Raw genomic sequence first — 26263 nt, forward strand, 5'->3', positions numbered from 1 at the left:
AGGAATTGCCCGTGATTCGTGTACTGGTAGCGGAAGACCACACCATTGTGCGTGAAGGGATCAAGCAATTGATCGGCCTGGCCAAAGACCTGCTGGTGGTGGGTGAGGCCAGCAATGGGGAGCAGTTGCTGGAAACCTTGCGTCATGTGCCGTGCGAAGTCGTGCTGCTGGACATCTCCATGCCTGGGGTCAATGGCCTTGAGGCGATACCGCGTATTCGGGCCTTGAACAATCCACCGGCAATCCTGGTGTTGTCGATGCACGATGAAGCGCAAATGGCGGCGCGGGCGCTGAAGTTTGGGGCGGCGGGTTATGCCACTAAAGACAGCGACCCGGCGCTATTACTGATGGCGATCCGCAAGGTGGCGGCAGGGGGGCGCTATATCGACCCGGACCTGGCTGACCGCATGGTGTTTGAAGTGGGCCTGACCGATTCGCGCCCTTTGCATGCCTTGCTGTCCGAGCGTGAATTTTCGGTGTTCAAGCGCCTGGCCCAGGGCGTTAACGTCAATGACATTGCCCAGCAGCTGGCGCTGAGCAGCAAGACCATCAGCACCCACAAGGCGCGCCTGATGCAAAAGCTCAACGTCACGTCGCTGGCCGAGTTGGTGAAATACGCGATGGAGCACAAGTTGTTGTAACGACTTGCCTTGTTCCCGTAGTCGCTGCCGAAGGCTGCGAAGGAGATCGCAGGGTCTTCAAGAAAACGGGTTGCTCCGCAACCCTTCGCAGCCTTCGGCAGCGACTACAGGGACAAGGGTCATGCCTGTTTGCGACATTTTTGGCTGCCAGCCTTTAGCAAGTGCGTACGGGTGTCCTGATCACCATCCTGATCACGACATCTCTGTAGGGCAATCCCTACCCAAAGCCTTCCAGACTCCTGATGTGAATCTCTCTCACCCCCCGATTTCTGTGGGGTAGCCGCTTCTTTAGTCTTGGGCTACGGCAGTCCAAAACAAAAGGTGTGGTTATGAGTGAGGTCGGTGCAAGCGCTGGGGCGGATGAGATTCTGGTCAGCTTTCGTGGCGTGCAAAAGAGCTACGACGGTGAAAACCTGATCGTCAAAGATCTCAATCTGGAGATTCGCAAAGGCGAGTTCCTGACCTTGCTCGGGCCTTCCGGTTCGGGCAAAACCACCAGCCTGATGATGCTGGCCGGTTTCGAGACGCCAACCGCCGGTGAGATTTTGCTGGCCGGACGTTCGATCAATAACGTGCCGCCGCACAAGCGCGACATCGGCATGGTGTTTCAAAACTATGCGCTGTTCCCGCACATGACCGTGGCCGAAAACCTCGGCTTTCCCCTGTCGGTACGCGGGCTGAACCGAACCGATATCAGTGAGCGGGTCAAGCGGGTACTGAGCATGGTTCAGCTCGACGCCTTCGCCCAGCGTTACCCGGCCCAGCTGTCTGGCGGCCAGCAACAGCGTGTGGCGCTGGCCCGTGCGCTGGTGTTCGAGCCACAGCTGGTGCTGATGGACGAACCTTTGGGGGCTCTGGACAAGCAACTGCGTGAACACATGCAGATGGAAATCAAACACCTGCACCAACGCCTGGGCGTGACCGTGGTCTACGTGACCCACGACCAGGGTGAAGCGCTGACCATGTCCGACCGCGTTGCCGTGTTCCACCAGGGTGAAATCCAGCAAATCGCCCCGCCGCGCATGCTCTATGAAGAGCCAAAAAATACTTTTGTTGCCAACTTTATCGGCGAGAACAACCGCCTCAATGGCCGCCTGCTCAGCCAGGACGGCGATCGCTGCGTAGTCGAGCTGAGCCGGGGCGAGAAAGTCCAGGCACTGGCGGTGAATGTCGGTCGTACAGGTGATCCGGTCACCCTGTCGATTCGCCCTGAACGTATCAGCCTCAATGGTTCCAGCGAGTCGTGCGCCAATCGGTTCTCGGGTCGGGTTGAGGAGTTTATCTACCTGGGCGACCACGTCCGGGTGCGCCTGGAAGTCTGCGGCATGAACGATTTCTTTGTGAAACAGCCGATTGCCGAGCTGGACCCCACCCTGGCCGTCGGCGACGTCGTGCCGCTGGGCTGGCAGGTCGAACATGTACGTGCGCTGGACCCTCTCTTAGAGGCGAATTGATCGCCCCGGCTTCACCAACCCTGCACAGTGGAGAATAACAATGCATACATCCTTCAAGTTCACGGCCTTAAGTCTGGGCCTGATGTTTGCGGCCAATGCACTGGCCGCAACCGATCTGACCGTGGTGTCGTTTGGCGGCGCAAACAAGGCCGCCCAGGTCAAAGCGTTTTACGCCCCTTGGGAAGCCAAGGGCGACGGCAAGATCATTGCCGGGGAATACAACGGTGAAATGGCCAAGATCAAGGCCATGGTCGACACCAAAAGCATCTCCTGGGACCTGGTAGAAGTGGAATCTCCAGAGCTGTCCCGCGGTTGCGACGAGGATATGTTCGAACCCCTGGACCCGGCGTTGTTCGGCAATCCTGATCAATACGTCAAAGGCGCGATTCAGTCCTGTGGGGCGGGCTTCTTTGTGTGGTCCACCGTTCTGGCCTACAACGCCGACAAACTGAAAACCGCGCCAACCAGCTGGGTGGATTTCTGGGACACCAAGACCTTCCCGGGTAAACGCGGGCTGCGCAAAGGCGCCAAGTACACCCTGGAATTCGCGTTGATGGCTGATGGCGTCGCGCCCAAGGATGTGTACACCGTGCTGGCGAGCAAGGACGGTCAGAACCGTGCCTTTAAAAAGCTCGATGAGCTCAAGCCGAGCATTCAATGGTGGGAAGCGGGCGCTCAGCCGCCTCAATACCTGGCCTCTGGCGATGTGGTGATGAGCTCGGCCTACAACGGTCGAATCGCTGCCGTGCAAAAAGAAAGCAATCTGAAAATCGTGTGGAACGGCGGCATCTACGATTTTGATGCATGGGCCATCCCTAAAGGCCTGGGCAAAGCCAAGGCGGACGCGGCGAAGAAGTTCATGGCGTTCACCCTGCTGCCACAACAGCAAAGCGTCTATTCGCAAAACATCGCTTACGGCCCGGCCAACAAGGAGGCGATGCCATTGCTGCCTAAAGAGGTTCAGGCCGACATGCCTACAGCCCCGCAAAACATCGCCAACCAGGTGCAGATCGATGTCAGCTTCTGGGCTGACAACGGCGAGCAACTGGAACAGCGTTTCAACGCCTGGGCTGCCAAGTAAGCAGCGCTGAAATGCGGTGCGATCCATTGGGTCGCACCGCCATCGTTTAAAGTTTTTCGGAGTTCGCCATGGCCGTCGCCGTTCCCCTGAACGAGGTCTCCAGCCCCACCTTGAAGAAGCGCCTGGCGCATGCCGAGCGGATCAACCGCTGGAAGGCGCAGGCGCTGATTGCCCCCTTGGTGATCTTTTTACTGCTGGTGTTTCTGGTACCGATTGCGGCATTGCTCTACAAAAGTGTCGGTAACCCGGAGGTGGTCGAAGGTTTGCCGCGCACGGTGGTTGCCGTGGAGAGCTGGGATGGCAAGGGCTTGCCCGCCGAGCCTGTGTACAAGGCCCTGAGTGAAGACTTGGCCGAAGCCCGCAAGAATCAAGTCTTGGGCGATTTGTCCAAGCGTCTGAATATGGAATTGGCCGGCTATCGCAGCCTGTTGATGAAAACCGCCAAGGCGCTGCCATTCAAGGCGGCCCCTGAGTCTTACAAAGATGCGATGGAAGTGATTGATGAACGTTGGGGCGACCCGGCGTACTGGCAGGCGATCAAGCGCAACAGCTCCAGTGTGACTACGTTTTATCTGCTGGCGGCGGTCGATCACCGCATCGATGATCTGGGTGAAATCGCCCAGGCCACTCCCGATCAGTCGATCTACCTGGACATCTTCGCCCGTACCTTCTGGATGGGCTTTGTGATCACCTGTATTTGTCTGGTGCTGGCCTACCCGTTGGCGTATTTGCTGGCCAACCTGCCAACACGGCAAAGCAACCTGTTGATGATTCTGGTGCTGTTGCCATTCTGGACCTCGGTGCTGGTGCGGGTCGCGTCCTGGATTGTGTTGCTGCAGTCAGGCGGTCTGATCAACAGCGCGTTGCTCAGCATGGGTTTGATCGACAAGCCGCTGGAGCTGGTGTTTAACCGCACCGGGGTTTACATCGCGATGGTGCACATTCTTTTGCCGTTCATGATCCTGCCAATCTACAGCGTGATGAAAGGCATATCGCCTACCTATATGCGTGCAGCCATCTCGCTGGGTTGTCATCCGTTTGCGAGCTTCTGGCGGGTGTACTTCCCGCAGACCTACGCCGGTATAGGAGCAGGTTGCTTGCTGGTGTTCATCATTGCTATTGGCTACTACATCACCCCGGCCTTGCTCGGCAGCCCGAATGACCAGATGGTCAGCTACTTCGTGGCGTTCTACACCAACACCAGCATCAACTGGGGCATGGCGACAGCATTGGGCGGCTTGTTATTGCTGGCTACCGTCGTGCTGTACCTGATGTACAACTGGCTGGTAGGCGCCAGCCGCCTGCGTTTGAGTTAAGGAGAGCGCCATGCTGAGCCCCTATATGTCACCCGTTGAGCGGGTCTGGTTCTACAGCTTGCGCATTCTTTGCGGGCTGATTCTGTTGTTCCTGATTTTACCGGTGCTGGTGATTATTCCGTTGTCGTTCAACTCGGGCAGTTTCCTGGTGTATCCGTTGCAGGGTTTTTCGCTGCACTGGTATCAGGATTTCTTCGCCTCAGCGGAGTGGATGCGTGCCCTGAAAAACAGCGTGATCGTGGCCCCGTTGGCGACCGTGCTGGCGATGGTATTCGGCACGCTGGCGGCGATCGGCCTGACCCGAAGTGACTTTCCGGGCAAGGCACTGGTGATGGCCCTGGTGATTTCGCCGATGGTGGTGCCGGTGGTGATCATTGGTGTGGCCAGTTACCTGTTTTTTGCGCCGCTGGGACTGGGTAACAGCTACATCTCGCTGATCGTGGTGCATGCGGTCTTGGGTGTGCCGTTTGTGATCATTACCGTGTCGGCGACATTGCAGGGCTTCAACCACAATCTGGTTCGGGCGGCTGCCAGCCTGGGAGCTTCACCGTTGACGGCCTTTCGCCGAGTGACATTGCCACTCATTGCCCCGGGGGTGATTTCGGGGGCGTTGTTTGCCTTTGCGACCTCGTTTGATGAAGTAGTGGTCACCCTGTTTCTGGCTGGCCCTGAACAGGCGACCTTGCCACGGCAGATGTTCAGCGGCATCCGCGAAAACCTCAGCCCGACCATTGCTGCGGCTGCGACCTTGCTGATTGCGTTTTCGGTGGTGTTGTTGCTTACGCTTGAATGGCTGCGCGGGCGTAGCGAGAAGCTACGCACGGCACAGGCCTAGAACCAGCAAGCATCCCACAAGGGGTAATCACCGATCCGCGTGGTCAATTGGGCGCGGATCGGGTTTTTGATGATGTAGCGGGCGGCGGCCTTGAGGTCATCTTCCTGGCGCAAAGCGCGGTCGTGGTAACCCTTTTGCCATAACCGGCTTGCGGATTGGGCGGCCCGGTTGACGGCGACGCTGCTGCGCGACTTGATGCGGCACATCAGTTCACCCAGGGTTTTACGGCGTAGCTCTACCAGCCAATGACAATGGTCGGGCATGACCACCCAGGCGATTGAATGGACGATGCCTTCGTCATGGGCTTGCCTGAGTTGTGTGACGACGAGACGCCCTAAATGGAAATCGCTGAAAATCGGGCGTCTGCGATCGGTGACGGTTGTGAGCAGGTAAATACGGCCAGGTTCGGAGTAGCGGCCTTTTAGTAGTTGGTTGCTGGTAAATACTCGTGGCATTCCTTTGCCCTCGACGCAGTGGGTATTTGTTTAACCTAGATGGCTAACGAGGGAGTGGCCTGATCCTTTATTCGCAAAATATTGCAGAAAGGTGCTTCGGTCCTTTTCGCAGCCTTCGGCAGCGACTACAGATTATGTGTGTCTTTGTAGTCGCTGCCGAAGGCTGCGATCGGTCGCGAAGCGACCGTAAGGCGGTGTGCGGCACATAGCCAGCGGTATACAATGTGCGCCACCGTGTTTAGCCCACTAAAAGGTGCGTCATGCAGCCCTTCGCTATTGCCCCATCGATTCTTTCCGCCGATTTCGCCCGCCTTGGCGAAGAAGTGGACAACGTACTCGCCGCGGGTGCTGATATCGTTCACTTCGATGTCATGGACAATCATTACGTACCCAACCTGACCATCGGCCCGATGGTCTGCTCCGCCCTGCGCAAGTACGGCGTCACTGCCCCTATCGATGCGCATCTGATGGTCAGCCCGGTTGACCGGATCATCGGCGACTTTATCGAAGCCGGCGCCACTTACATCACGTTCCACCCCGAAGCGACCCAGCACATCGACCGCTCCCTGCAACTGATCCGCGAAGGCGGCTGCAAGGCAGGTCTGGTGTTCAACCCGGCAACGCCGCTGGATGTGCTCAAGTACGTGATGGACAAGGTCGACATGATCTTGCTGATGAGCGTCAACCCGGGCTTTGGCGGGCAAAAATTCATCCCCGGCACCCTGAACAAGCTGCGTGAAGCCCGCGCGCTGATCGATGCATCCGGCCGCGAGATTCGCCTGGAAATCGACGGCGGCGTGAACGTTGGCAATATCCGTGAAATCGCTGAAGCCGGTGCCGACACCTTTGTCGCCGGTTCCGCCATTTTCAACACGCCAAACTACGAAGAAGTCATTCAGAAAATGCGTGCCGAGCTTGCGTTGGCCCGCCCATGAGCCGCTTTGAGCAGCTACTTCAGGGCCAGCTGCCAAAATTGGTGATGTTCGATCTGGATGGCACCCTGATTGACTCGGTACCGGATTTGGCAGAGGCCGTGGAGACCATGCTGCTCAAGCTGGGTCGACCACCCGCCGGGATTGAAAGCGTGCGGTTGTGGATCGGTAATGGTGCGCCGATGCTGGTGCGCCGTGCCCTGGCCGGCAATATGGACGGCAGCGGTGTTGATGACGCGCAGGCCGAGCAGGCACTGGAGATTTTCATGGAGGCCTACGACGGCGGCCATGAACACACCAAGGTCTATCCCGGTGTGCGCGAAAGCCTCAAGTGGCTGCAAAAGCAGGGCGTTGAAATGGCCCTGATCACCAACAAGCCCGAGCGCTTTGTTGCGCCCTTGCTCGATGAGCTGAAGCTGGGGCGGTTTTTTCGCTGGATTATCGGTGGCGACACCCTGCCACAGAAAAAACCTGACCCGGCCGCGCTGTTGTTCGTGATGAAAATGGCTGGCGCCACCCCGGCCCAGTCGATGTTTGTCGGCGACTCACGCAATGACGTACTGGCGGCCAAGGCTGCCGGCGTTCGTTGTGTCGCGTTGAGCTACGGCTACAACCACGGTCGTCCGATTGAAGAAGAGTCACCGGATATGGTGATTGGCAACCTGCAAGAACTGATAGCCGGTTGCTTAGATTCTGCGCCTGAGATAACGTTGGGCAATTCTGTTTCCCCCTCTCGAAGAGATTCTATCGTGGTGGTCACTCGCAAACTCTGGATGAAAGTTATCAAGGCCCTGGCCCGTTGGCGTTGGCGCGCCTGACTTGAATCTGGCCGCATAGTCGGCACGTTTGCATACCTGACCGTTTTACCCTCAGACCACGAGGCACCTCATGATCCGCGAAGAATTCCTGCGTTTGGCCGCTGCCGGCTACAACCGTATCCCCCTTGCACGCGAAACCCTGGCTGATTTCGACACACCGCTGTCGATCTACCTGAAGCTGGCCGATAAGCCCAACTCCTATTTGCTGGAGTCGGTGCAGGGCGGCGAAAAGTGGGGGCGTTATTCGATCATTGGCTTGCCATGCCGCACGGTGCTGCGGGTGCATGATCACCAGATCAGCGTGACCCATGACGGTGTCGAGATTGAAGCCTGCGAAGCGCAAGATCCGCTGACGTTCGTTGAAGAATTCAAGGCCCGTTACAACGTGCCGACCATTGCCGGTTTGCCGCGCTTCAACGGTGGCCTGGTGGGCTATTTCGGTTATGACTGCGTGCGTTATGTGGAGAAGCGTCTGGGCAAATGCCCGAACCCTGATCCACTGGGCGTGCCGGATATCCTGCTGATGGTGTCTGACGCCGTGGTGGTGTTCGATAACCTGGCCGGCAAGATGCACGCGATCGTGCTGGTCGATCCGGCGCAGCCTGATGCTTATGAAGAAGGTCAGGCCCGGCTCGAGGCCCTGCTTGAACAGCTGCGTCAGCCGATTACCCCGCGTCGTGGCCTGGACTTCACAGCACAGCAAGCGGCTGATCCGGTGTTCCGTTCCAGCTTCACCCAGAACGACTACGAGAAAGCCGTCGACACGATCAAGGACTACATCCTCGCAGGCGATTGCATGCAAGTGGTGCCGTCGCAGCGCATGTCCATCGACTTCAAGGCCGCGCCGATCGATTTGTATCGCGCGCTGCGTTGCTTCAACCCGACGCCTTACATGTACTTCTTCAACTTTGGCGACTTCCACGTCGTGGGCAGCTCGCCAGAAGTGCTGGTGCGGGTTGAAGACAACCTGATTACCGTGCGCCCGATTGCCGGAACCCGCCCCCGTGGTGCCACCGAAGAGGCCGATCTGGCGCTCGAAGAGGACTTGCTCAGTGATGACAAGGAAATCGCCGAGCACTTGATGCTGATCGACCTGGGGCGTAACGACACGGGCCGTGTCTCTGAAATCGGCTCGGTCAAGCTCACCGAAAAAATGGTGATCGAGCGTTACTCCAACGTGATGCACATTGTGTCCAACGTGACAGGCCAGCTGAAAAGCGGGCTGACGGCGATGGATGCATTGCGGGCAATTCTGCCGGCGGGTACGTTGTCCGGCGCGCCTAAAATCCGTGCGATGGAAATCATCGACGAGCTGGAACCGGTCAAGCGTGGTGTCTATGGCGGCGCGGTCGGTTATTTCGCCTGGAACGGCAATATGGACACGGCAATCGCCATCCGCACGGCTGTGATCAAGAACGGTGAACTGCACGTGCAGGCTGGCGGCGGCATTGTCGCTGACTCGGTCCCGGCCCTTGAGTGGGAAGAGACGCTGAACAAGCGTCGCGCCATGTTCCGGGCCGTGGCACTGGCCGAGCAGACTCCACGGGATTGATGTGGGAGCGGGCTTGCTCGCGATGCTGGTCCCCGGTCTGTCTGATTGACCGAGGCGATGCCAGCGCGAGCAAGTCCCCTCCTGCTGGTTGTGTCATCAGAAGTTCAGGCTGACCCCGAGGTTGGCTCCCTGTTGAGCCACCCCATCACCCTTCCTCACGTGATAAGCCGCCTGCAGCATAAGGTCGGCGGTCAGTCTGTGGCTGATCCCCAGGCTGACACGGTCAAGGTTGCTTTGCGGTGTATAGCCTTCGAGTGTGAAGCTGTTGTTGGGCAGGCTGTTCAGCGCGATGCTCAGGCGCTGGGTCGCATTCTGGAACTCGTGCTCGTGGACGGCTTCGCCAAACACCCGGGTCTGCGGGGTGAACTGGTAGCTGGCGAGTACGCCCGCGCCAAGTCGATTTGAAACGAGTGTCTGCTCTTCGTAGTTCAATGCGGTCGAACGCCGCCCTTTTTCTGCATAGCGATTAACCTCTACTCGCGAGTAGTCGGCGCTGATAAAAGGCGACAGGTGCCACGAAGCCGAGGCCTGTGCGATGTCATAACCCAGACGTGTGCTCAATGCCCGGAGGTGGCCGTCGGCTTGCCCTTTCTCCACCCCCTCACTCACGCCTAGCGCGAACTTTCGGTTGAGGCTGTCGTAATCGAGCCTGCCCAAGGTCAGGGCGGCGTCACCCCACCAATGATTGTGTTGGTACTGAGCAAAGACACTGCCCAGGTAGCTATTGAGTTTGTAGTCCGATTCGTTGGCGCCCGTTTCGAGGCGTTGTCGGTAAAATCCGGATGCCACGCCCAGTCGCCAGTGTTCATCCAGTCGATAGCTGGTGCCGATATTGACGTTATAGCCCCGGCCATCCGCACTGACTGAGGTGTGCTGCTCGTCAATATTCAAACGTTGCCCGCCACCCGCAACGAACGCTCTCCATTGCCCTGTGGCTTGCCATTGAAGGTTGTCGCTGCCCCACTGGGTGCGCAGTTGGTCCTGGTGGGCATTCAGCGTGCCTTGGGCCATCACGGGTAACAGCGTCACCTCCCACGGGGCGGCCAGCAATGAGTAGGCATAGTCGGCGATTAAGCGTTGTCCCGCTTCGGTGGGGTGGACCGAGTCATTGAACAACAGCCTGGCTGGGTCGGGGGTCGGGCTGTTGATGCCGTACTGCGGGTTCTCTGTGCATTCGTCACCGCTGAAACAAGTGGCCACGAGGTTGTGCCCGGTGGCCAGGCCAAAACGGGCGGGATCGGAGACCGCTTCCCGGAACAGGAGCGGGACGTTGAGGGGGATGATTTCGGCATCTATCTGGCTGAGTTGATGGGCCAGTTCGGTGTTGAACACCGCGCTGAGGTAGCTGCTGCCAGCTTGTGCCGGTGTGTCGTAAATAGCCGGGGTCAGGCCCAGGTCAGGCAACAGCCAGACCATGATGTAACGCGCCCCGGCCTGTTGCAGGGCGAAGGCGCTGTCTGCCAGATTCTGCGCGGCTTTAGCTGCCTCGGCGGGGTTTCTTACTCTCTCATCGAGGAAGTCGTTGCCGCCGCCCGAGATGAAATACAACGCTTTGGGGTCGGCTTTGAAACCGTTCTCCACAAGGTAGCCGCGTCGGCTGCGTAATACGGTCCCCCCAAGAAACCAGCCTTGCGGTACGGCTACCTTCGATACTTTGGTAATGGAGTTAAAAATCTGGTCCGTACGGTAGCCGCCGACCGCCCAGTTGTTACCATCGGGATCGCCGGTGAATGCGTTGCCCGGTGATGTGGACGGGCTCAAGTCGCCGGGCGCGATGCTCAGTTTTGCACCCAAAATCATCGGTGCTACTGCCGAGTAAGCTTCACCCCTGTAGGTAGGCCCGCTGCGATTGGTAAAACGCATGCCGCTGCCGGTATCAGGAAAATGCCCCGAGTCACTCAAACTGTCGCCGAACACGATCATCGTGGAGTAGGGGGTTGGGGCGGCGAGTACGCGTTCGCTAACGAAGGACAGGATGCATCCCGCCAGGGGGATGAGTAGTGAAAGTCTGCGCATGAGGAGGTCTATTTTTATTGTTGGGAGCGCGGACACTATCAAAACAATTCGTATTAAGTGTTTCGTGTCAAATAAAGACACAAAGTATTGTCTGTATGTTTTTCCCCGTATTTGCTGCCCCGTGTTGCGCCTTCTGCGAGGCTACGTTACTGTGCCCTGACGTAGAAATGAGACCCTTCCTGTGTTGATCATCAGCAAACTCTTTATGCGAGTTCTCAAGGCCCACGGCCGTTGGCGTTGGCGCGCCTAATATTTCTCTGCCGGCCACGCCGGACCTGCCCCCTGCGTTTTCATGAATGGCTGCCCCTCGGTTGGTGTGTTCAAACCAGCAACTGAAACTGCGGGCACAGGGTTCTGAAAACAGTTTTGAATGTCAGTGAATTCAGAGGTTTAGCAACATGCTGCTGATGATCGATAATTACGACTCTTTTACTTACAACGTTGTGCAATACCTCGGCGAGCTGGGTGCAGAGGTCAAGGTGGTGCGCAACGATGAATTGACCGTGGCCCAGATCGAAGCGCTCAAGCCCGAGCGCATTGTGGTCTCGCCCGGCCCTTGCACGCCGAACGAGGCGGGTATTTCCCTCGAAGCCATCAAGCACTTTGCCGGCAAGCTGCCGATCCTGGGCGTGTGCCTAGGCCATCAGTCCATCGGCCAGGCATTTGGCGGCGATGTGGTCCGCGCCCGGCAAGTGATGCATGGCAAGACCAGCCCGGTGTATCACCTCGATACAGGGGTATTCCAGGGCCTGAACAATCCGCTGACCGTGACCCGTTACCACTCGCTGGTGGTCAAGCGTGAAACCCTGCCGGACTGCCTTGAGCTCACCGCCTGGACTCAGCTTGAAGATGGCTCGGTGGACGAGATCATGGGCCTGCGCCACAAGACGCTGAATATCGAAGGGGTGCAATTTCACCCTGAGTCGATCCTGACCGAGCAAGGTCATGAGCTGTTTGCGAACTTTCTAAAACAAACCGGCGGCACGCGCTAAGGACTTTTTATGGATATCAAGACAGCCCTGAGCCGTATCGTCGGCCACCTCGACCTGACCACCGATGAGATGCGCGACGTAATGCGCGACATCATGACCGGTCAATGCACCGAAGCGCAGATTGGCGCATTCATGATGGGCATGCGCATGAAAAGCGAAAGCATCGACGAAATCGTAGGTGCCGTGACTGTCATGCGCGAACTGGCAGACAAGGTTGAGCTCAAGACGCTGGACGGCGTGGTCGATATCGTTGGTACCGGCGGCGATGGCGCGAACATTTTCAACGTGTCCACCGCTTCGGCGCTGGTGATTTCCGCGGCGGGTTGCACGGTGGCCAAGCATGGCAACCGCGCGGTGTCCGGTAAAAGCGGCAGTGCTGACCTGCTGGAAGCGGCCGGTGTGTATTTGAACCTGACCCCGGTTCAAGTCGCCCGATGCATCGACAGCGTGGGCATCGGCTTTATGTTTGCTCAGTGCCATCATGGCGCCATGAAGCATGCGGCCATTCCGCGTCGCGACCTTGGCTTGCGAACCCTGTTCAATATGCTTGGCCCGCTTACGAATCCGGCTGGTGTGTTGCATCAAGTGGTCGGTGTGTTCAACCAGGCGCTGTGCCGTCCCTTGGCTGAAGTGCTGCAGCGTCTGGGCAGCAAACATGTGCTGGTGGTGCACTCGCAAGACGGCCTGGATGAATTCAGCCTGGCAGCGCCGACCTTTGTGGCAGAGCTGAAAAACGGTGAGATCACCGAGTATTGGGTTCAGCCTGAAGATTTTGGCATCAAGAGCCAGAGCCTGTTCGGCCTGGTAGTAGACAGCCCCGAGCAATCGTTGGAGTTGATCCGCGATGCGTTGGGTCGTCGCAAAACCGAAGCGGGCCAGAAAGCCGCCGAAATGATTGTGCTCAATGCTGGCGCAGCGCTTTATGCCGCGGACCTTGCCTACACTCTCAAAGAGGGTGTGGAGTTGGCCCATGATGCGCTCCACACCGGATTGGCCCGCGAGAAGCTCGAAGAGCTGGGCGCGTTTACCGCGATTTTCAAGCAGGAGAATGAAGCATGAGTGTGCCAACCGTTCTGGAAAATATTCTGGCGCGTAAAGTTCAAGAGGTTGCCGAGCGCAGCGCGCGCGTGAGCCTGGCCGAGCTTGAACGTTTGGCCGCTCAGGCGGATCCTGTTCGCGGCTTTGCCAATGCCTTGCTGGCGCAGGCCAAGAAAAAACAGCCTGCAGTGATTGCCGAAATCAAAAAGGCTTCACCGAGCAAAGGCGTGATTCGCGAGCACTTCGTTCCTGCCGACATTGCCAGGAGCTATCAGTCGGGCGGTGCGACGTGTCTATCCGTGCTGACTGATATCGATTACTTCCAGGGTGCCGACGCGTACCTGCAGCAGGCCCGTGCGGCCTGTACCTTGCCGGTGATCCGCAAGGATTTCATGATCGACCCTTATCAAATCGTCGAAGCCCGTGCCTTGGGGGCCGATTGCGTGCTGTTGATCGTGTCCGCCCTGGACGACGTGAAGATGGCAGAGCTGGCAGCCGTCGCCAAAAGCGTCGGGCTTGATGTGTTGGTTGAAGTGCATGATGGCGACGAGCTTGAGCGCGCACTTAAAACCCTTGATACGCCGTTGGTGGGCATCAACAACCGCAACCTGCACACTTTTGAAGTCAGCCTGGAAACGACTCTGGATCTGTTGCCCCGTGTACCGCGTGATCGCCTGGTGATTACCGAGAGCGGGATTTTCAACCGTGCGGATGTCGAGCTGATGGAAATCAGCGAGGTGTATTCGTTCCTCGTTGGTGAAGCCTTTATGCGCGCCGAGAACCCGGGCAATGAACTGCAGCGTCTGTTTTTCCCGGAGCGCGTTGTGCCAGTGACGGGTTCGACTCTGGATTGACTCATCCCCTTGTGGGAGCGGGCTTGCTCGCGATAGCAGCCCCGCGATTTTCCTGGCAGGCTGCGGCGCCTCAAGCCCGCTCCAACAGCGATCGAACCTGTATCTGCAGCGTCTGACAAGGAATCCCATGGCACCCATCCAGCACCTCACCGTCGAAGCCGGCCTCAAGGCCGAGCAGGATTTACTGGCCTCGGTCTGTGCCGCAGAGCTGGAGGCAGGGGTGCTGTTCTGGCAGCCCACGGATCGGGCGCTGGTCATGCCGCGGCGACTGAGTCGCTTGCCGGGTTTTGAGCAGGCCAGTATTGAGTTGGCTGCCAGCGGCTGGCCGGTTCTGTTGCGTGAGACGGGCGGAGAGCCTGTCCCGCAGTCCGCCTCGACGGTCAATATTGCACTGGTTTATGCGCCTTTACGCAGTGAAGGCGATCATGGGCGTATCGAAACGGCCTATCGCCGTTTGTGCGAGCCGATTTGCGATTTGCTGATGCAGTTGGGTGGCACCGCTTCTTTGGGCGAAGTTGAGGGTGCGTTCTGTGATGGGCGTTTTAACGTCAATCTCAATGCCCGGAAACTGGTGGGTACCGCTCAGCGCTGGCGTCAGAGTCAAGGCGGGCAGCGGCCTGTCGGTTTGGTTCATGGTGCATTGCTGGTAGAGAACGAGCGTGAGTCGATGGTGGCGGCGGTCAATCGTTTCAATCAGTTGTGTGATCTTGAGCAACGCTGTCTTGCCGACAGTCACATCGCTTTGCACGAAGCGTTTGCGGCCCCCGACTTCTTTGAGCGCTTGAGTGCCAGTTATCAACAGATCCTGGCGCCCTTGCTCAAGTCTTAACGTGTACCGAACACCACCATGGTTTTGCCTTTGACGTTTACCAGGTTCTGTTCTTCCAGACCTTTTAGTACGCGTCCTACCATCTCTCGAGAACAACCGACGATTCTACCGATTTCCTGACGGGTGATCTTGATTTGCATGCCGTCCGGATGGGTCATGGCATCGGGTTGTTTGCACAGCTCAAGCAGGCAGCGCGCAACCCTTCCTGTGACATCAAAGAATGCCAAGTCACCGACCTTGCGCGTAGTGTTGCGCAGGCGTTGCGCTATTTGGCCACTTAGCGCGTAAAGAATCTCTGGCTCTTGCTGAGTGTATTCTCTGAACTTTGGATAGCTGATCTCTGCAACTTCGCACTCGGTCTTGGCTCGAACCCATGCGCTGCGTGACTGCTCTTGTCCCGCTTGTTCAAACAGGCCCAATTCGCCAATAAAGTCTCCGCTGTTGAGATAGGCAATGATCATTTCACGACCTTCCTCGTCTTCAATCAAAACCGTTACCGAGCCTTTGATAATGAAGAACAGGGTGTGTGAAGACTCACCTGCACAAATGATATTACTCTTGGCTGGATATCGTTTGCGTTGGCAAAAAGTCAAAAACTTGTCGAGGTTCTTGATCTTGGGTATGGGAGTAAGAGCAACCATGGTTGTATCCCGAGAAGCGTACACAGTAAGGATTAAATCTATTTTTATATAGAGCGCTTTCTGGCAGGCGCCAGCGATTTGGCGCCAGCTTACCAGACAGGTTCTGTACGGATTGCAGAATTTTCGGAGTGCCAGGCCAGAGAAACGCTTCAGTGTGGTGAGTTATCAGTTTCTGACCCTGTGCTAAGCTGGCGCCCCTTTTAAATCAGTGGAGTCTGGGTGATGAAGGCACGCATTCAATGGGCTGGCGAAGCCATGTTTCTGGGCGAGTCAGGCAGCGGCCACGTCGTTGTGATGGATGGCCCGCCTGAAAGCGGTGGTCGCAATCTGGGCGTACGCCCTATGGAGATGCTGTTGTTAGGTCTCGGGGGTTGCAGCAACTTTGACGTTGTCAGCATTCTCAAGAAGTCGCGTCAGGCGGTTGAGAGCTGTGAAGCGTTTCTGGAGGCAGAACGCGCCACTGAAGATCCAAAGGTTTTCACCAAAATCCATCTGCACTTTGTGGTCAAGGGCCGTGGCTTGAAAGAAGCCCAGGTCAAGCGTGCTATCGAGTTGTCGGCCGAGAAGTATTGCTCGGCATCCATCATGCTTGGCGCAGCGGGTGTTGCCATCAGCCACGATTACGAAATTATCGAGCTGGGCTGAGTCAATAAGGGTCTTGATTTAGCTAATGCCAGTCAGTAAATCGGGAAGCTGGCTCTTATGGGAGCGGTCTTGCCCTCGATGGGAGCCGCGCGGTTTGACTCTCAGGCCGCGTCGCCTGCATCGCGAGCAAGCCCGCTCCCACAGTGCCCCTTAACTGACACGCACATAGCCTATGTGCAAAGTCCCGCTAAAGTGGCGGTCTCTACCGAAGCTGCGATCAGATACGGTACGTACTTTTTGTCATCACCTTGGCCATCAAGCTCATGCCGAATTTGACCGGGGCAGGGAAGCGGAAGCCGCCAGCATCGAGCGCAGATTCTGCGTGCTGCTCTTCGTCGATACGCATTTGCTCAAGAATCGCCCGGGACTTTTCATCTTCGACCGGCAGTTGCTCAAGATGCTCGTTCAGGTGCTTGCAAACCTGGTCTTCGGTGGCCGCCACAAACCCCAGGCTGACTTTGTCGCTGATCAGTCCTGCTGCTGCGCCGATCCCGAAGGACATGCCGTAAAACAGCGGGTTCAGCACGCTGGGATGGCTACCCAGTTGGCGAATGCGTTGCTCACACCAGGCCAGGTGATCGATTTCTTCTTCAGCGGCATGTTCCATCGCTTCGCGCACGTGCGGGAGCTTGGCTGTCAGTGCCTGACCTTGATACAAGGCTTGAGCACAGACTTCACCGGTGTGGTTGATACGCATCAGACCGGCAACATGGCGTGTAGCTTGCGGGTCTAGCGGGTTTTCAGGTTTGACTATGGCCGGTGATGGCCGATGAGGCTGGCCGCTGAATGGCAGCAGAGTGCGCAGGGCGGTATCGGCTTGTAACAGAAGACGGTCAATCGGCGAGTAGTGACGTTGGTTAGTCATGCTTACCTCCGGAAAAAATCACGGCGGTCAGTTTACCCCAATCGCGGGGGTGGAGTTTGCGTTGGATCATGGATGGATGTGGGAACCGTGCGGCTCCCACGTCAGAATCGTCTAGCAATCAGCCCGGCGGCCAATTCATCTGGCGTTGACCCAGAACGTGCATATGAATGTGGTAAACCGTTTGGCCACCCTTTTCATTGCAGTTCATCACTACGCGGAAACCGTCTTCGCAGCCCAGTTCTTTGGCAAGGCGCTGTGCCGTGAAGAGGATATGGCCTGCCAGCAGCTTGTCTTCTTCGGCCAGGTCGTTAAGCGTGCGTATCGGCTTTTTCGGGATAACCAGAAAGTGGACCGGTGCTTGTGGTGCGATGTCGTGAAAAGCGAGCACTTGATCATCTTCATAGATGATCTTTGCGGGTATTTCACGGTTGATGATCTTGGTAAACAAAGTATCCAAAGCTGTGTCTCCGTGAGTGAAGTCCGGTCTGAGTGTACTCAGGGCTGTGAGTTACGCCCAGTCGTCGTTAACGAGGGCAGTAGGATTTGTTGACCGAGGCGGCTATTTTTCGTGTCATCCAGCGAGAGAGAACACGCGGGAAGCGAGAGAGCCAGCGGTTGCGACGTCCTGGAATGATGATCGCCTTGTTTTTATCGAGCGCACGCACGGTGTAAAGCGCAACTTCTTCGGGGCTCATGGCTCCGGTGCTTTGCTTGATGGCGTCGGTATTCATTTTGGCTGCATCGAAAAAACGGGTTCGGGTAATGCCGGGGCAGAGTACCGAGACTTTAATCCCGGTTTTTTTCACTTCTTCGCGCAGGCCTTCAGAAAAATGCAGGACATACGCTTTGCTGGCGAAGTAGGTGCTCAGCCAAGGCCCGGGCTTGAAGGCAGCAATTGAGGACACATTGAGAATCTGCCCGCCGCCTTGCACGGCCATCATGTTGCCAATGGCATGGCACAACCGGGTGAGTGCCAGCACGTTAAGTTCAATCAGGTCTTGTTCGGCGCTCCAGTCGTGGGCCAGGAAAGGACCGCAGGTGCCGATACCCGCGCAATTGACCAACAGGTCAATCTGACGGTCGCCTTCTTCAAGCTCCAGCAAAAAGCCTGACAGGCGCAGGGGCTCACCCAGATCGCAGGCGCGGAACAACACCTCGACGCCGAAACGCTGGGTCAACTCAAGTGCAATGGTTTCCAGCGCATCCCGCTGGCGGGCCACCAGAATCAAACTGCGCCCGCGTCGGGCAAGAGCCTCAGCCAGCGCCAGGCCAATGCCGCTGGAGGCGCCGGTGATTAAAGCGTAACGGGTCATGCTGTTCTCCATTGCAACGGTACAGTCCGGTGACAATGATGTCCCTGGCGTTAACGCGTTCATTAAGGCGGGCAGTCTACATGCTGTTGCTGTTGACTGCGTTGATCAACGCAGTCAGCAGGCCCAAAGCAAAGAGGGCAATCATTACGCAGATGCCCAGTCCAATCAAAAAGATGGTAATCGCAGCCAGAACATTGACTGCACGGCTGTTCGGCGGTGGCGGTGGCCCGTATTTATTGGGACCGGGTGTGCCGGGCATCAAGAGCATCATGAGGGACAGGATCAGATTGGCCACGGGCACCAAATGCAGTAACAGCATCCACGCGGACCAGTTGAGGTCATGCAGGCGCTGGGCGCTGATTCTCAGGCTGATGATGAAGTAGGCAAGTGTGAGCGTTGCGCCACAGGTAATGCCCAGGGTGGGGGAAACCTTGACTGCGAGCAAAACCAGAAGTGATGTCACCATGGCGATGACGGTGATTATCATGCTCCAGGCCAGCAGTCGTAAACGCCCGATCCTCCCGCTGAACCCCACAGGGTCAAGCGGCGCGTACTGTTCTTGAGGTGTTTTGTTCAGGCTAAGCTCGGGCACGGTGGCTTCCTTGTCCGGGTGGAGTTAACAAAAACCCGCCGTAATGGCGGGCTTGGCAATATCAGTGATGCGGCCAATGCTGGGCGAGTTTTGAGGTGCGGCTTAGCGCCTTGCGATATTCCTCATCCAGGCGTGCGATCAACTGGTCGATTGTGGGCAGGTCGTGGATTTCTCCTGCGCCCTGGCCAGCGGACCAGACTGTTTTCCACGCCTTGGCCTCATCGGTCAGCGGCTTGAGTTTGTTACCTGCCCCCGTGTCGTTTTTGCCTTGGAGTGCAGCCAGGTCGAAACCTGCATTTTCAAGGCTTTGGCGCATAAAACTGGCGGGCACACCCGATACAGCGGGGGTGTGAATGATATCGGCGGCGCGGGATGCCAGCAGCATCTCTTTGTAAGCGTCAGGCGCATGGCTTTCTTGGGTGGCGATAAAGCGTGTACCGAGGTAGGCAAGATCAGCGCCCAGAACCTGAGTCGCGAGGATTTCGTGGCCGTGATTCAGGCACCCTGCCAAGAGTAAGGTTTTGTCGAAAAACTGCCGTATTTCGGCGACCAATGCAAAAGGGCTCCAGGTACCTGCATGTCCACCAGCGCCGGCTGCGACTGCAATCAAGCCGTCTACCCCGGCCTCTACTGCTTTCTCGGCATGACGTCGGGTGGTGACATCGTGAAATACCAGGCCACCATAGCTGTGCACGGCATCAACGACTTCTTTGACTGCCCCCAGGCTTGTGATGACGATAGGCACTTTATGTTCGATGCAAATCGCCAGATCCGCCTGCAGCCGTGGGTTGCTGTTATGCACAATCAGGTTCACGGCGTAGGGGGCAGGGTTATCCAGTCCGGCGAGTCCTGATTCTATTTCCTCAAGCCATGCCTTGAAACCGCTGCTCTCGCGCTGGTTGAGTGCAGGGAAACTGCCTACAACACCATTGCGACAGCAGGCCAGGACAAGTTGAGGGTTGGAAATCAGAAACATGGGGGCGGCTACTACCGGCAGGCGCAAGCGTTGTTCAAGCAGAGCGGGCAGTGACATGGATAACCTCGGATCGTTAAGAAGTGAGTTTAAAACGGTTTGACCACGGCCAGAATTACGATCGCCAGCAGAAACACGACCGGCACTTCGTTGAACCAGCGATAGAACACGTGGCTACGTTTGTTTTCGCCGCGGGCAAAGCGTTTTACCTGCGCCCCACACATGTGGTGATAACCAATCAACAGGATCACCAGTGTCAGCTTGACGTGCATCCAGCCCTGGCTGAAATAGCCGCTCGGGTTGAGGCTGATCAACCAGCCGCCAAAAATCAGGGTCGCAATCATTGCCGGGCCCATGATGCCGCGATACAGCTTGCGCTCCATGATGCTGAATCGCTCTTTGCTAACGGAATCTTCGCTTTGTGCGTGGTAAACAAACAGGCGAGGCAGGTAAAAGAGGCCAGCAAACCAGCAGACGATGCTGATGAGGTGGAAGGCTTTGAGCCATAGATAAAGCATTTTTAGTTATTCCCAGGTTCACGGTAGATCAAATAGTAGTAGTAGAGCGTCCGGGAGTCACCTTGGCGGTTGTCGCAGGGGCCAGGTATCCCTATTATCGAAGGCTTTCCAGTGGTTTCGTTGAGGGCAGGTTATGGTCAAGGTCGGTATTGTCGGCGGCACGGGTTACACCGGAGTCGAATTGCTGCGTTTGCTGGCACAGCACCCGCAGGCTGAAGTGGTTGTCATCACTTCTCGATCCGAGGCTGGCCTGCCAGTTGCCGATATGTATCCCAACCTGCGCGGTCATTACGACGGTTTGGCCTTCAGCGTGCCGGACACGCAAACCCTGGGAGCGTGTGATGTGGTGTTTTTTGCAACGCCCCACGGCGTAGCCCATGCGCTGGCTGGCGAACTGCTGGCTGCAGGCACCAAGGTTATCGACCTCTCGGCAGACTTCCGCTTGCAGGATGCGGATGAGTGGGCCAAGTGGTACGGCCAGCCGCACGGTGCGCCAGAGCTGCTGGATGAGGCTGTCTATGGCCTGCCGGAAGTGAACCGTGAACAGATCAAGAAGGCGCGGCTTATCGCGGTGCCGGGTTGCTATCCGACTTCTGCCCAACTGGGTTTTCTGCCTTTGCTGGAAGCCGGCCTGGCCGAGACTTCGCAGTTGATCGCTGACTGCAAGTCGGGTGTGAGCGGCGCTGGCCGGGGTGCCAGTGTAGGAGCTCTGTATGCCGAAACGTCTGAAAGCATGAAGGCGTATGCCGTGAAAGGCCATCGGCACTTGCCGGAGATCCGTCAGGGTCTGCGCCGCGCGGCAGGTAAAGAGGTGGGCCTGACCTTTGTTCCGCATCTGACGCCGATGATCCGCGGTATTCACTCCACGTTGTATGCAACCGTTGTTGATCGTTCTGTCGACTTGCAGGCTTTGTACGAAAAGCGTTACGCCAACGAGCCTTTCGTCGATGTGATGCCTGCCGGCAGCCATCCAGAAACCCGTAGCGTGCGCGGTGCCAACGTGTGCCGGATTGCGGTACATCGTCCACAGGATGGTGACCTTGTCGTGGTGTTGTCGGTGATCGACAATCTGGTCAAGGGCGCCTCTGGCCAGGCGGTGCAGAACATGAACATCATGTTCGGCCTGGATGAGCGTCTGGGCTTGTCCCACGCCGGGATGTTGCCTTAAAGCATCTGCAGGTACCCAGCTACAAGCTGCAAGTGAAGAGCTCTTCACTTGCAGCTGCTACTTATGAATAGTTGACCGCTTTTCTAGGAGAAGCGGATAATGCGCGTCATCACGCATTATGGCGGCATAACGCCGGGAGATAGTCAGCATGAGCGTCGAATCCTTCACCCCCATGGCTTTGCAATTCACCGAAGGTGCTGCGCACAAGGTGAAGAGCCTGGTCGATGAAGAGGGTAATGATCGTTTGAAGTTGCGCGTTTTTGTTACGGGCGGCGGTTGTTCCGGTTTTCAGTACGGTTTCACCTTCGATGAAGAAGTGGCCGATGACGACACCCTGGTGGAGCGCGAAGGCGTGAGCCTGGTGGTCGATCCAATGAGCTTCCAGTACCTGGCGGGTGCCGAGGTGGATTATCAGGAAGGTCTGGAAGGGTCGCGTTTTGTGATCAAGAACCCCAATGCCACCACAACGTGTGGTTGCGGATCATCGTTCTCGATCTAAGCGTGTCGTACAGGCTTCAAACTCAACGCCGCGTAGATTCGCGGCGTTTTGCTGTCTGTACTTTGAGGTAGGCGGTCAGGCGGGGTAGATGGCGCCCAATATGCGCAAGCCGCGTGCGCCAGTGACGCTGGGGCGGTTGGTAGGGATGCTTTCCAGGCAGCAGTGCGCGAGCCATGCAAAGGCCATTGCTTCGACCCAGTCAGGGTCTACACCTTTGGCCTGTGTGCTGTTCACTTGGGCGGGAGCCAGCAAGTCTGCCAGTCGGGCCATCAATGCGGCATTGTGGGCTCCGCCACCGCATACCAGTAGCTCGTCCGTGTGTTGCTGGGCTGCCTTCAGGGATTGCGCGATGGTCTGTGCTGTAAGCTCCAGCAGGGTTGCCTGGACGTCTTCAGCAGGGAAAGTGGGCAGGTTGAACAGATGCTGTTTCAACCATGCGAGGTTGAATACCTCGCGGCCTGTACTCTTTGGGCCCTTGGTCTGGAAGAAAGGGTCGCTGAGCAGGGCGTTGAGCAGCAGCGGCTCAACCTTGCCGCTTGCAGCCCAGTCACCGTTGCGGTCATAGAGCTCACCGCGCTGCTCTTGTATCCAGGCATCCAGCAGGACATTACCCGGGCCGCAGTCGAATCCTGCAACGGGAGCGGTAGAAGTTATCAGGCTAAGGTTGCTGAATCCGCCTACGTTAAGCACTGCCCTGTTACCGACTTGATCCGTAAACAATGCTTCGTGGAAGGCAGGAACCAAAGGTGCTCCCTGACCTCCGGCAGCCACGTCGCGACGGCGGAAGTCACCTACGACGCAGATGTTGGTCAATTCGGCCAAGAGTGCCGGATTACCAATCTGTACGGTAAAACCGCGGGCGGGTTCGTGCCGTATGGTCTGGCCATGACTGCCGATTGCGCGGATATCTGCCGGGGACAAATGCTGTTGCTCAAGGAGCGCGTTGACGCCCTGTGCGGCCAGTTCGACCCAGTGATTCTCGGCAATTGCACAGCGGGCCACTTCATCCGGGCCGCTGGCGCACAAACCAAGTAGCTCGCTGCGCAAGGTATTCGGCATGGGAATGTAATGGGTGGCCAGCAGCCTGATGCCAGCCCCCAGCTCTATAAGGGCGATGTCCATACCGTCCAGGCTGGTTCCGGACATCACACCTATATAGAGGGCCATGGCTTAGCGCTTGCTCGAGGCCAGGAGGGTGGCCTTTTCCTGATTCATGCGAGCCATCAATGGCTGGCTTTGTTGCAGGAAGCGAGTGCGTTCAGCTTTGGCAATCGGGTCGGCCATCGGTAGTTTCTGTCCTAGTGGATCAACGTGTACGCCATTGACCTGGAACTCGTAGTGCAGATGCGGACCGGTCGAAAGGCCAGTTGTCCCGATGTAGCCAATCACTTGGCCCTGCTTGACCGAACCGCCGGTTTTGACGCCTTTGGCGAAGCCCTGCATGTGCCCGTAAAGCGTGCGGTAAGTGTTACCGTGCTGAATGATGACGGTATTGCCGTAGCCGCCACGACGACCAGCCAGCAGTACTTTGCCATCGCCGGTTGCTTTGATTGGGGTCCCGCGTGGCGCTGCGTAATCAACGCCTTTGTGGGCGCGGATCTTGTTCAGGATCGGATGCTTGCGACCTGACGAGAAACGCGAGCTGATGCGGGCAAAATCTACCGGGGTGCGGATGAATGCTTTACGCATGCTGTTGCCGTCGGCGGTGTAGTAATTGCTGTTGCCTTGCTTGTTGGTGTAACGAACGGCGGTAAAGGTTTTACCGCGGTTGGTAAAGCGCGCAGAGAGAATGTTGCCAGTGCCGACGGTTTTACCGTTGATCACTTTCTGCTCATAGATCACTTCAAACTGATCGCCTGGGCGGATGTCTTGAGCGAAGTCGATGTCGTAACCAAACACCTTGGCCATATCCATCGTTGTGCTGTGCGGCAAGCCTGCGCGCTGGCCCGATACGGAAAGCGAGCTGCTGATCACGCCGTGGGCGTACGCCGTGCGCATGGTAGGCAGGGTCGTGACACGGCGAAAGGTATAACCCTTGGCGCTTTTGTTGAGGGTTATGGTCTCAAGATCGCTGACCTGACTATGCAGCTTGTTCAGTTGCAAGCCGTCAGGGCTCATTTCAAATTCGAGCTTCTGGCCGTGCTTGAGCTGGCTAAATTGCTTGGCTTGCTTGTCGCTGGCCAGTACTTCATGCACGGAGGTAGCTGGCAGGCCGACCTTCTGGAACAAGGTTGATAGCGTGTCACCCTTACTCACGATCACTTCGCGGTGGGTGGGGGCGGGTGGCGCTGCTGGTTCGACTTTGGCAGTCGCAACCGGTGCGTTGTCCTGCTGTTCAATCTGGGCAAATGGCGATGGATTCGCTTCATTTGTGGCTTGAACGAGCTCGGCAGCGTCTTGATCTTGTGTCAGTTGTTCAGCAGGTGTTTCCAGCTCCAGATTAAGCGTTGTTCTTTTGGCTTCTACTTCGCTGGAGGGAAATACCAGCAAGGCCAAGCTTAAGAGAGCGGCGATACCACTTGCGGCAAGCAGGTGGGTCTTCGGATAAAGCGGCGGCGCTTTAGGCGGTTGACTGGTCATAGATGATTTTGACTTTGAGATAAAGGATGAATTGGAAAAGATGACTGGCACAATGAATATGAAATAACTGTATAAAATATAACCAAATCGCCCTTGAAGCAAGTCCGCGAGCCATTCGCGCGCGGATAGACCGCCGTATGCCTGCCGGAACTTGTAATTAGTCCCTGATCTTGTATCGTTGGTTCCCTTTGAATTTGAGCCTTACGGGTCTGATATGAAGTCGGTTGAAGAGCAGCTAGCGCTAATAAAGCGGGGTGCCGAAGAGGTACTGGTCGAGTCTGAATTGGTCGAGAAACTCAAGCGCGGTCAGCCGTTGCGTATCAAGGCCGGATTCGACCCGACCGCACCCGATCTGCACTTGGGTCATACCGTACTCATTAACAAGCTGCGCCAGTTCCAGGAACTGGGCCATCAGGTGATCTTCCTTATAGGTGATTTCACCGGGATGATCGGTGATCCGAGCGGCAAGAGTGCTACGCGTCCACCGCTGACGCGCGAGCAGGTACTTGAAAACGCCGAGACGTATAAAACTCAGGTTTTCAAGATTCTAGATCCGGCTAAAACCGAGGTGGCATTCAACTCCACCTGGATGGATCAAATGGGGCCTGCCGACTTCATTCGCCTGACTTCCCAGTACACCGTTGCTCGCATGCTTGAGCGCGATGACTTCGACAAGCGCTACACCACCAATCAGCCAATCGCGATCCATGAGTTCCTTTACCCGTTAGTACAAGGGTATGACTCGGTTGCATTGAAGGCGGACATTGAGCTGGGCGGTACAGATCAAAAATTCAATTTGCTGATGGGGCGTGAGCTGCAGCGCGGCTACGGTCAGGAAGCGCAATGCATTGTGACAATGCCTTTGCTTGAAGGTCTGGACGGCGTCAAGAAGATGTCCAAGTCCTTGGGTAACTATGTTGGTATCCAGGAAGCGCCGGGTGTGATGTACAGCAAGCTGGTGTCCATACCTGATGCGTTGATGTGGCGCTACTTCGAACTGCTGAGCTTTCGCTCGATGGATGAAATCGATGCGTTCAAGGCTGACGTGGAGGCGGGGGCTAACCCGCGTGATATCAAGATCAAGCTCGCCGAAGAGATCGTGGCTCGATTCCATGGTGAAGAGGCTGCGGCCAATGCGCATCGTGGCGCCGGCAATCGGATGAAGGATGGCGAGTTGCCAGACGATCTGCCCGAGGTGGAGTTGACTGCTACTGAGGATATGCCGATTGCAGCTGTTCTTAATAAAGCTGGGCTGGTTAAGAACTCAGCGGTGGCCAGAGACCTGCTGGGTTCGGGTGGTGTGCGTATAGATGGTGAGGTGGTTGATCGCTCCTATATATATGCACTGGGTTCTACCCACGTTTGTCAGGCTGGGAAGAAGGCTTTTGCGCGAATTACGCTAAAAGCTGAATAAGTAGGAAATTAGTGCTGGACGGCGCATTTTATTAGTCTATAATGCGCCCACTTCCGGCGCAGTCGAAACGGAAAACTCCTTGAGTTTCAATGAGTTGGATTGGTTTTCGGCAGTGTCAGCTTCAAGTCATCGAAGCAGGAAATGAGGTGTTGACAGCAGCGTGTAACGCTGTAGAATTCGCCTCCCGCTAACGAGAGATCGAAAGCGCAAGTGGTTGATGTTACAGAGGAAACTTTGAAAAC

General features: G+C 56.9%; 27 protein-coding genes. 16 read left to right on the forward strand and 11 right to left on the reverse strand.

Translation table 11 applies throughout. The features are described 5' to 3' along the window. The first annotated feature begins 11 nt into the window (after positions 1-11). The 5 genes from KO536_RS21270 (at position 12) to KO536_RS21290 (ending at position 5327) form a co-directional block, all read left to right on the forward strand. On the forward strand, positions 12-641 hold the full coding sequence (locus KO536_RS21270; protein ID WP_019823106.1) for a response regulator transcription factor: 630 nt from the start codon (positions 12-14) through the stop codon (positions 639-641). 329 nt (positions 642-970) lie between these two features. Further along, entirely contained in the window at positions 971-2095 is a 1125-nt protein-coding gene (locus tag KO536_RS21275) for an ABC transporter ATP-binding protein (RefSeq protein ID WP_133075316.1), read from the forward strand. A gap of 40 nt (positions 2096-2135) precedes the next feature. Then, positions 2136-3176: an ABC transporter substrate-binding protein gene (locus KO536_RS21280; protein WP_219262880.1), complete on the forward strand. Its 1041-nt coding sequence runs from the start codon at positions 2136-2138 to the stop codon at positions 3174-3176. Positions 3177-3244: 68 nt separating this feature from the next. Further along, positions 3245-4492: an ABC transporter permease gene (locus tag KO536_RS21285; RefSeq protein WP_219262881.1), complete on the forward strand. Its 1248-nt coding sequence runs from the start codon at positions 3245-3247 to the stop codon at positions 4490-4492. Between the two features lie 10 nt (positions 4493-4502). Then, the gene (locus KO536_RS21290; RefSeq protein ID WP_133075319.1) at positions 4503-5327 is read left to right on the forward strand and encodes an ABC transporter permease; all 825 of its coding nucleotides are present in this window, start codon (positions 4503-4505) and stop codon (positions 5325-5327) included. Here the strand turns inward: KO536_RS21290 and KO536_RS21295 are convergent. Further along, positions 5324-5782 (reverse strand): transposase, encoded by a 459-nt coding sequence (locus tag KO536_RS21295; RefSeq protein ID WP_219262882.1) that lies wholly within the window; start codon positions 5780-5782, stop codon positions 5324-5326. The two genes, KO536_RS21290 and KO536_RS21295, sit on opposite strands and share 4 nt — an antisense overlap. A 260-nt stretch (positions 5783-6042) precedes the next feature. Between KO536_RS21295 and rpe the strand changes: the two genes are divergently transcribed. The 3 genes from rpe (at position 6043) to trpE (ending at position 9084) form a co-directional block, all read left to right on the forward strand. Beyond that, positions 6043-6717 (forward strand): ribulose-phosphate 3-epimerase, encoded by a 675-nt coding sequence (gene rpe, locus KO536_RS21300; protein WP_133075321.1) that lies wholly within the window; start codon positions 6043-6045, stop codon positions 6715-6717. Beyond that, positions 6714-7532 (forward strand): phosphoglycolate phosphatase, encoded by an 819-nt coding sequence (locus KO536_RS21305; protein ID WP_219262883.1) that lies wholly within the window; start codon positions 6714-6716, stop codon positions 7530-7532. The genes rpe and KO536_RS21305 overlap by 4 nt, the downstream gene beginning before the upstream one ends. 70 nt (positions 7533-7602) lie before the next feature. Next, positions 7603-9084: an anthranilate synthase component I gene (gene trpE, locus KO536_RS21310; RefSeq protein ID WP_133075323.1), complete on the forward strand. Its 1482-nt coding sequence runs from the start codon at positions 7603-7605 to the stop codon at positions 9082-9084. 96 nt (positions 9085-9180) lie between these two features. Here trpE and estP read toward each other — a convergent pair whose 3' ends face one another. Further along, complete coding sequence (estP, locus tag KO536_RS21315; protein ID WP_219262884.1) at positions 9181-11100, reverse strand: esterase EstP; 1920 nt, start codon at positions 11098-11100, stop codon at positions 9181-9183. 398 nt (positions 11101-11498) lie between these two features. On the opposite strand from estP, the gene KO536_RS21320 reads away from it, so the two are divergent. The 4 genes from KO536_RS21320 to KO536_RS21335 all read left to right on the forward strand — a co-directional run bounded on the left by KO536_RS21320 (position 11499) and on the right by KO536_RS21335 (position 14813). Next, positions 11499-12092 carry an aminodeoxychorismate/anthranilate synthase component II gene (locus tag KO536_RS21320; protein WP_133075325.1) on the forward strand — a complete coding sequence of 198 codons (594 nt, stop codon included), beginning with the start codon at positions 11499-11501 and terminating at the stop codon, positions 12090-12092. 9 nt (positions 12093-12101) lie between these two features. Beyond that, a complete protein-coding gene (trpD, locus tag KO536_RS21325; protein ID WP_133075326.1) occupies positions 12102-13151 on the forward strand; it encodes an anthranilate phosphoribosyltransferase in 1050 nt (349 codons plus the stop codon). Beyond that, entirely contained in the window at positions 13148-13984 is an 837-nt protein-coding gene (gene trpC / locus KO536_RS21330) for an indole-3-glycerol phosphate synthase TrpC (RefSeq protein WP_219262885.1), read from the forward strand. The genes trpD and trpC overlap by 4 nt, the downstream gene beginning before the upstream one ends. A gap of 127 nt (positions 13985-14111) precedes the next feature. After that, a complete protein-coding gene (locus KO536_RS21335; RefSeq protein ID WP_133075328.1) occupies positions 14112-14813 on the forward strand; it encodes a lipoate--protein ligase family protein in 702 nt (233 codons plus the stop codon). On the opposite strand, the gene crp is transcribed toward KO536_RS21335, so the two are convergent. Beyond that, positions 14810-15454, reverse strand: coding sequence for a cAMP-activated global transcriptional regulator CRP (gene crp / locus KO536_RS21340; RefSeq protein WP_019823132.1), 645 nt, complete (start codon positions 15452-15454; stop codon positions 14810-14812). The two genes, KO536_RS21335 and crp, sit on opposite strands and share 4 nt — an antisense overlap. 222 nt (positions 15455-15676) lie before the next feature. Here crp and KO536_RS21345 point away from each other — a divergent pair, with 222 nt between their 5' ends. Further along, the gene (locus tag KO536_RS21345; protein ID WP_003444470.1) at positions 15677-16099 is read left to right on the forward strand and encodes an OsmC family protein; all 423 of its coding nucleotides are present in this window, start codon (positions 15677-15679) and stop codon (positions 16097-16099) included. A gap of 217 nt (positions 16100-16316) precedes the next feature. Here KO536_RS21345 and coq7 read toward each other — a convergent pair whose 3' ends face one another. From coq7 to hemJ, 6 genes are all read right to left on the reverse strand, one after another. Further along, positions 16317-16964 (reverse strand): 2-polyprenyl-3-methyl-6-methoxy-1,4-benzoquinone monooxygenase, encoded by a 648-nt coding sequence (coq7, locus tag KO536_RS21350; RefSeq protein WP_219262886.1) that lies wholly within the window; start codon positions 16962-16964, stop codon positions 16317-16319. Positions 16965-17082: 118 nt separating this feature from the next. Beyond that, positions 17083-17421, reverse strand: coding sequence for a histidine triad nucleotide-binding protein (locus KO536_RS21355; protein ID WP_133075330.1), 339 nt, complete (start codon positions 17419-17421; stop codon positions 17083-17085). 67 nt (positions 17422-17488) lie between these two features. Beyond that, positions 17489-18277 carry an SDR family oxidoreductase gene (locus tag KO536_RS21360; protein ID WP_219262887.1) on the reverse strand — a complete coding sequence of 263 codons (789 nt, stop codon included), beginning with the start codon at positions 18275-18277 and terminating at the stop codon, positions 17489-17491. A 76-nt stretch (positions 18278-18353) separates the two neighbouring features. Next, positions 18354-18869, reverse strand: a complete 516-nt coding sequence (locus KO536_RS21365) for a DUF805 domain-containing protein (RefSeq protein ID WP_133075332.1) — start codon at positions 18867-18869, stop codon at positions 18354-18356. A gap of 61 nt (positions 18870-18930) precedes the next feature. After that, positions 18931-19902 (reverse strand): nitronate monooxygenase family protein, encoded by a 972-nt coding sequence (locus tag KO536_RS21370; RefSeq protein ID WP_219262888.1) that lies wholly within the window; start codon positions 19900-19902, stop codon positions 18931-18933. A gap of 29 nt (positions 19903-19931) precedes the next feature. Then, positions 19932-20360 carry a protoporphyrinogen oxidase HemJ gene (gene hemJ, locus KO536_RS21375; RefSeq protein WP_133075334.1) on the reverse strand — a complete coding sequence of 143 codons (429 nt, stop codon included), beginning with the start codon at positions 20358-20360 and terminating at the stop codon, positions 19932-19934. A gap of 133 nt (positions 20361-20493) precedes the next feature. Here hemJ and argC point away from each other — a divergent pair, with 133 nt between their 5' ends. After that, positions 20494-21528: an N-acetyl-gamma-glutamyl-phosphate reductase gene (gene argC, locus KO536_RS21380; protein WP_133075335.1), complete on the forward strand. Its 1035-nt coding sequence runs from the start codon at positions 20494-20496 to the stop codon at positions 21526-21528. A gap of 148 nt (positions 21529-21676) precedes the next feature. Beyond that, positions 21677-22027, forward strand: coding sequence for an iron-sulfur cluster insertion protein ErpA (gene erpA, locus KO536_RS21385; RefSeq protein ID WP_016782396.1), 351 nt, complete (start codon positions 21677-21679; stop codon positions 22025-22027). Between the two features lie 75 nt (positions 22028-22102). On the opposite strand, the gene KO536_RS21390 is transcribed toward erpA, so the two are convergent. After that, complete coding sequence (locus KO536_RS21390) at positions 22103-23194, reverse strand: anhydro-N-acetylmuramic acid kinase (RefSeq protein WP_219262889.1); 1092 nt, start codon at positions 23192-23194, stop codon at positions 22103-22105. Positions 23195-23197: 3 nt separating this feature from the next. Next, complete coding sequence (locus tag KO536_RS21395) at positions 23198-24607, reverse strand: peptidoglycan DD-metalloendopeptidase family protein (protein WP_133075337.1); 1410 nt, start codon at positions 24605-24607, stop codon at positions 23198-23200. Positions 24608-24821: 214 nt separating this feature from the next. Between KO536_RS21395 and tyrS the strand changes: the two genes are divergently transcribed. Further along, a complete protein-coding gene (gene tyrS, locus KO536_RS21400; protein ID WP_133075338.1) occupies positions 24822-26021 on the forward strand; it encodes a tyrosine--tRNA ligase in 1200 nt (399 codons plus the stop codon). The last annotated feature ends 242 nt before the right edge of the window (positions 26022-26263 follow it).

Origin of the sequence: Pseudomonas sp. NKUCC02_KPG (genome assembly GCF_019345465.1) — a bacterium.
Classification (GTDB): Bacteria; Pseudomonadota; Gammaproteobacteria; order Pseudomonadales; family Pseudomonadaceae; genus Aquipseudomonas.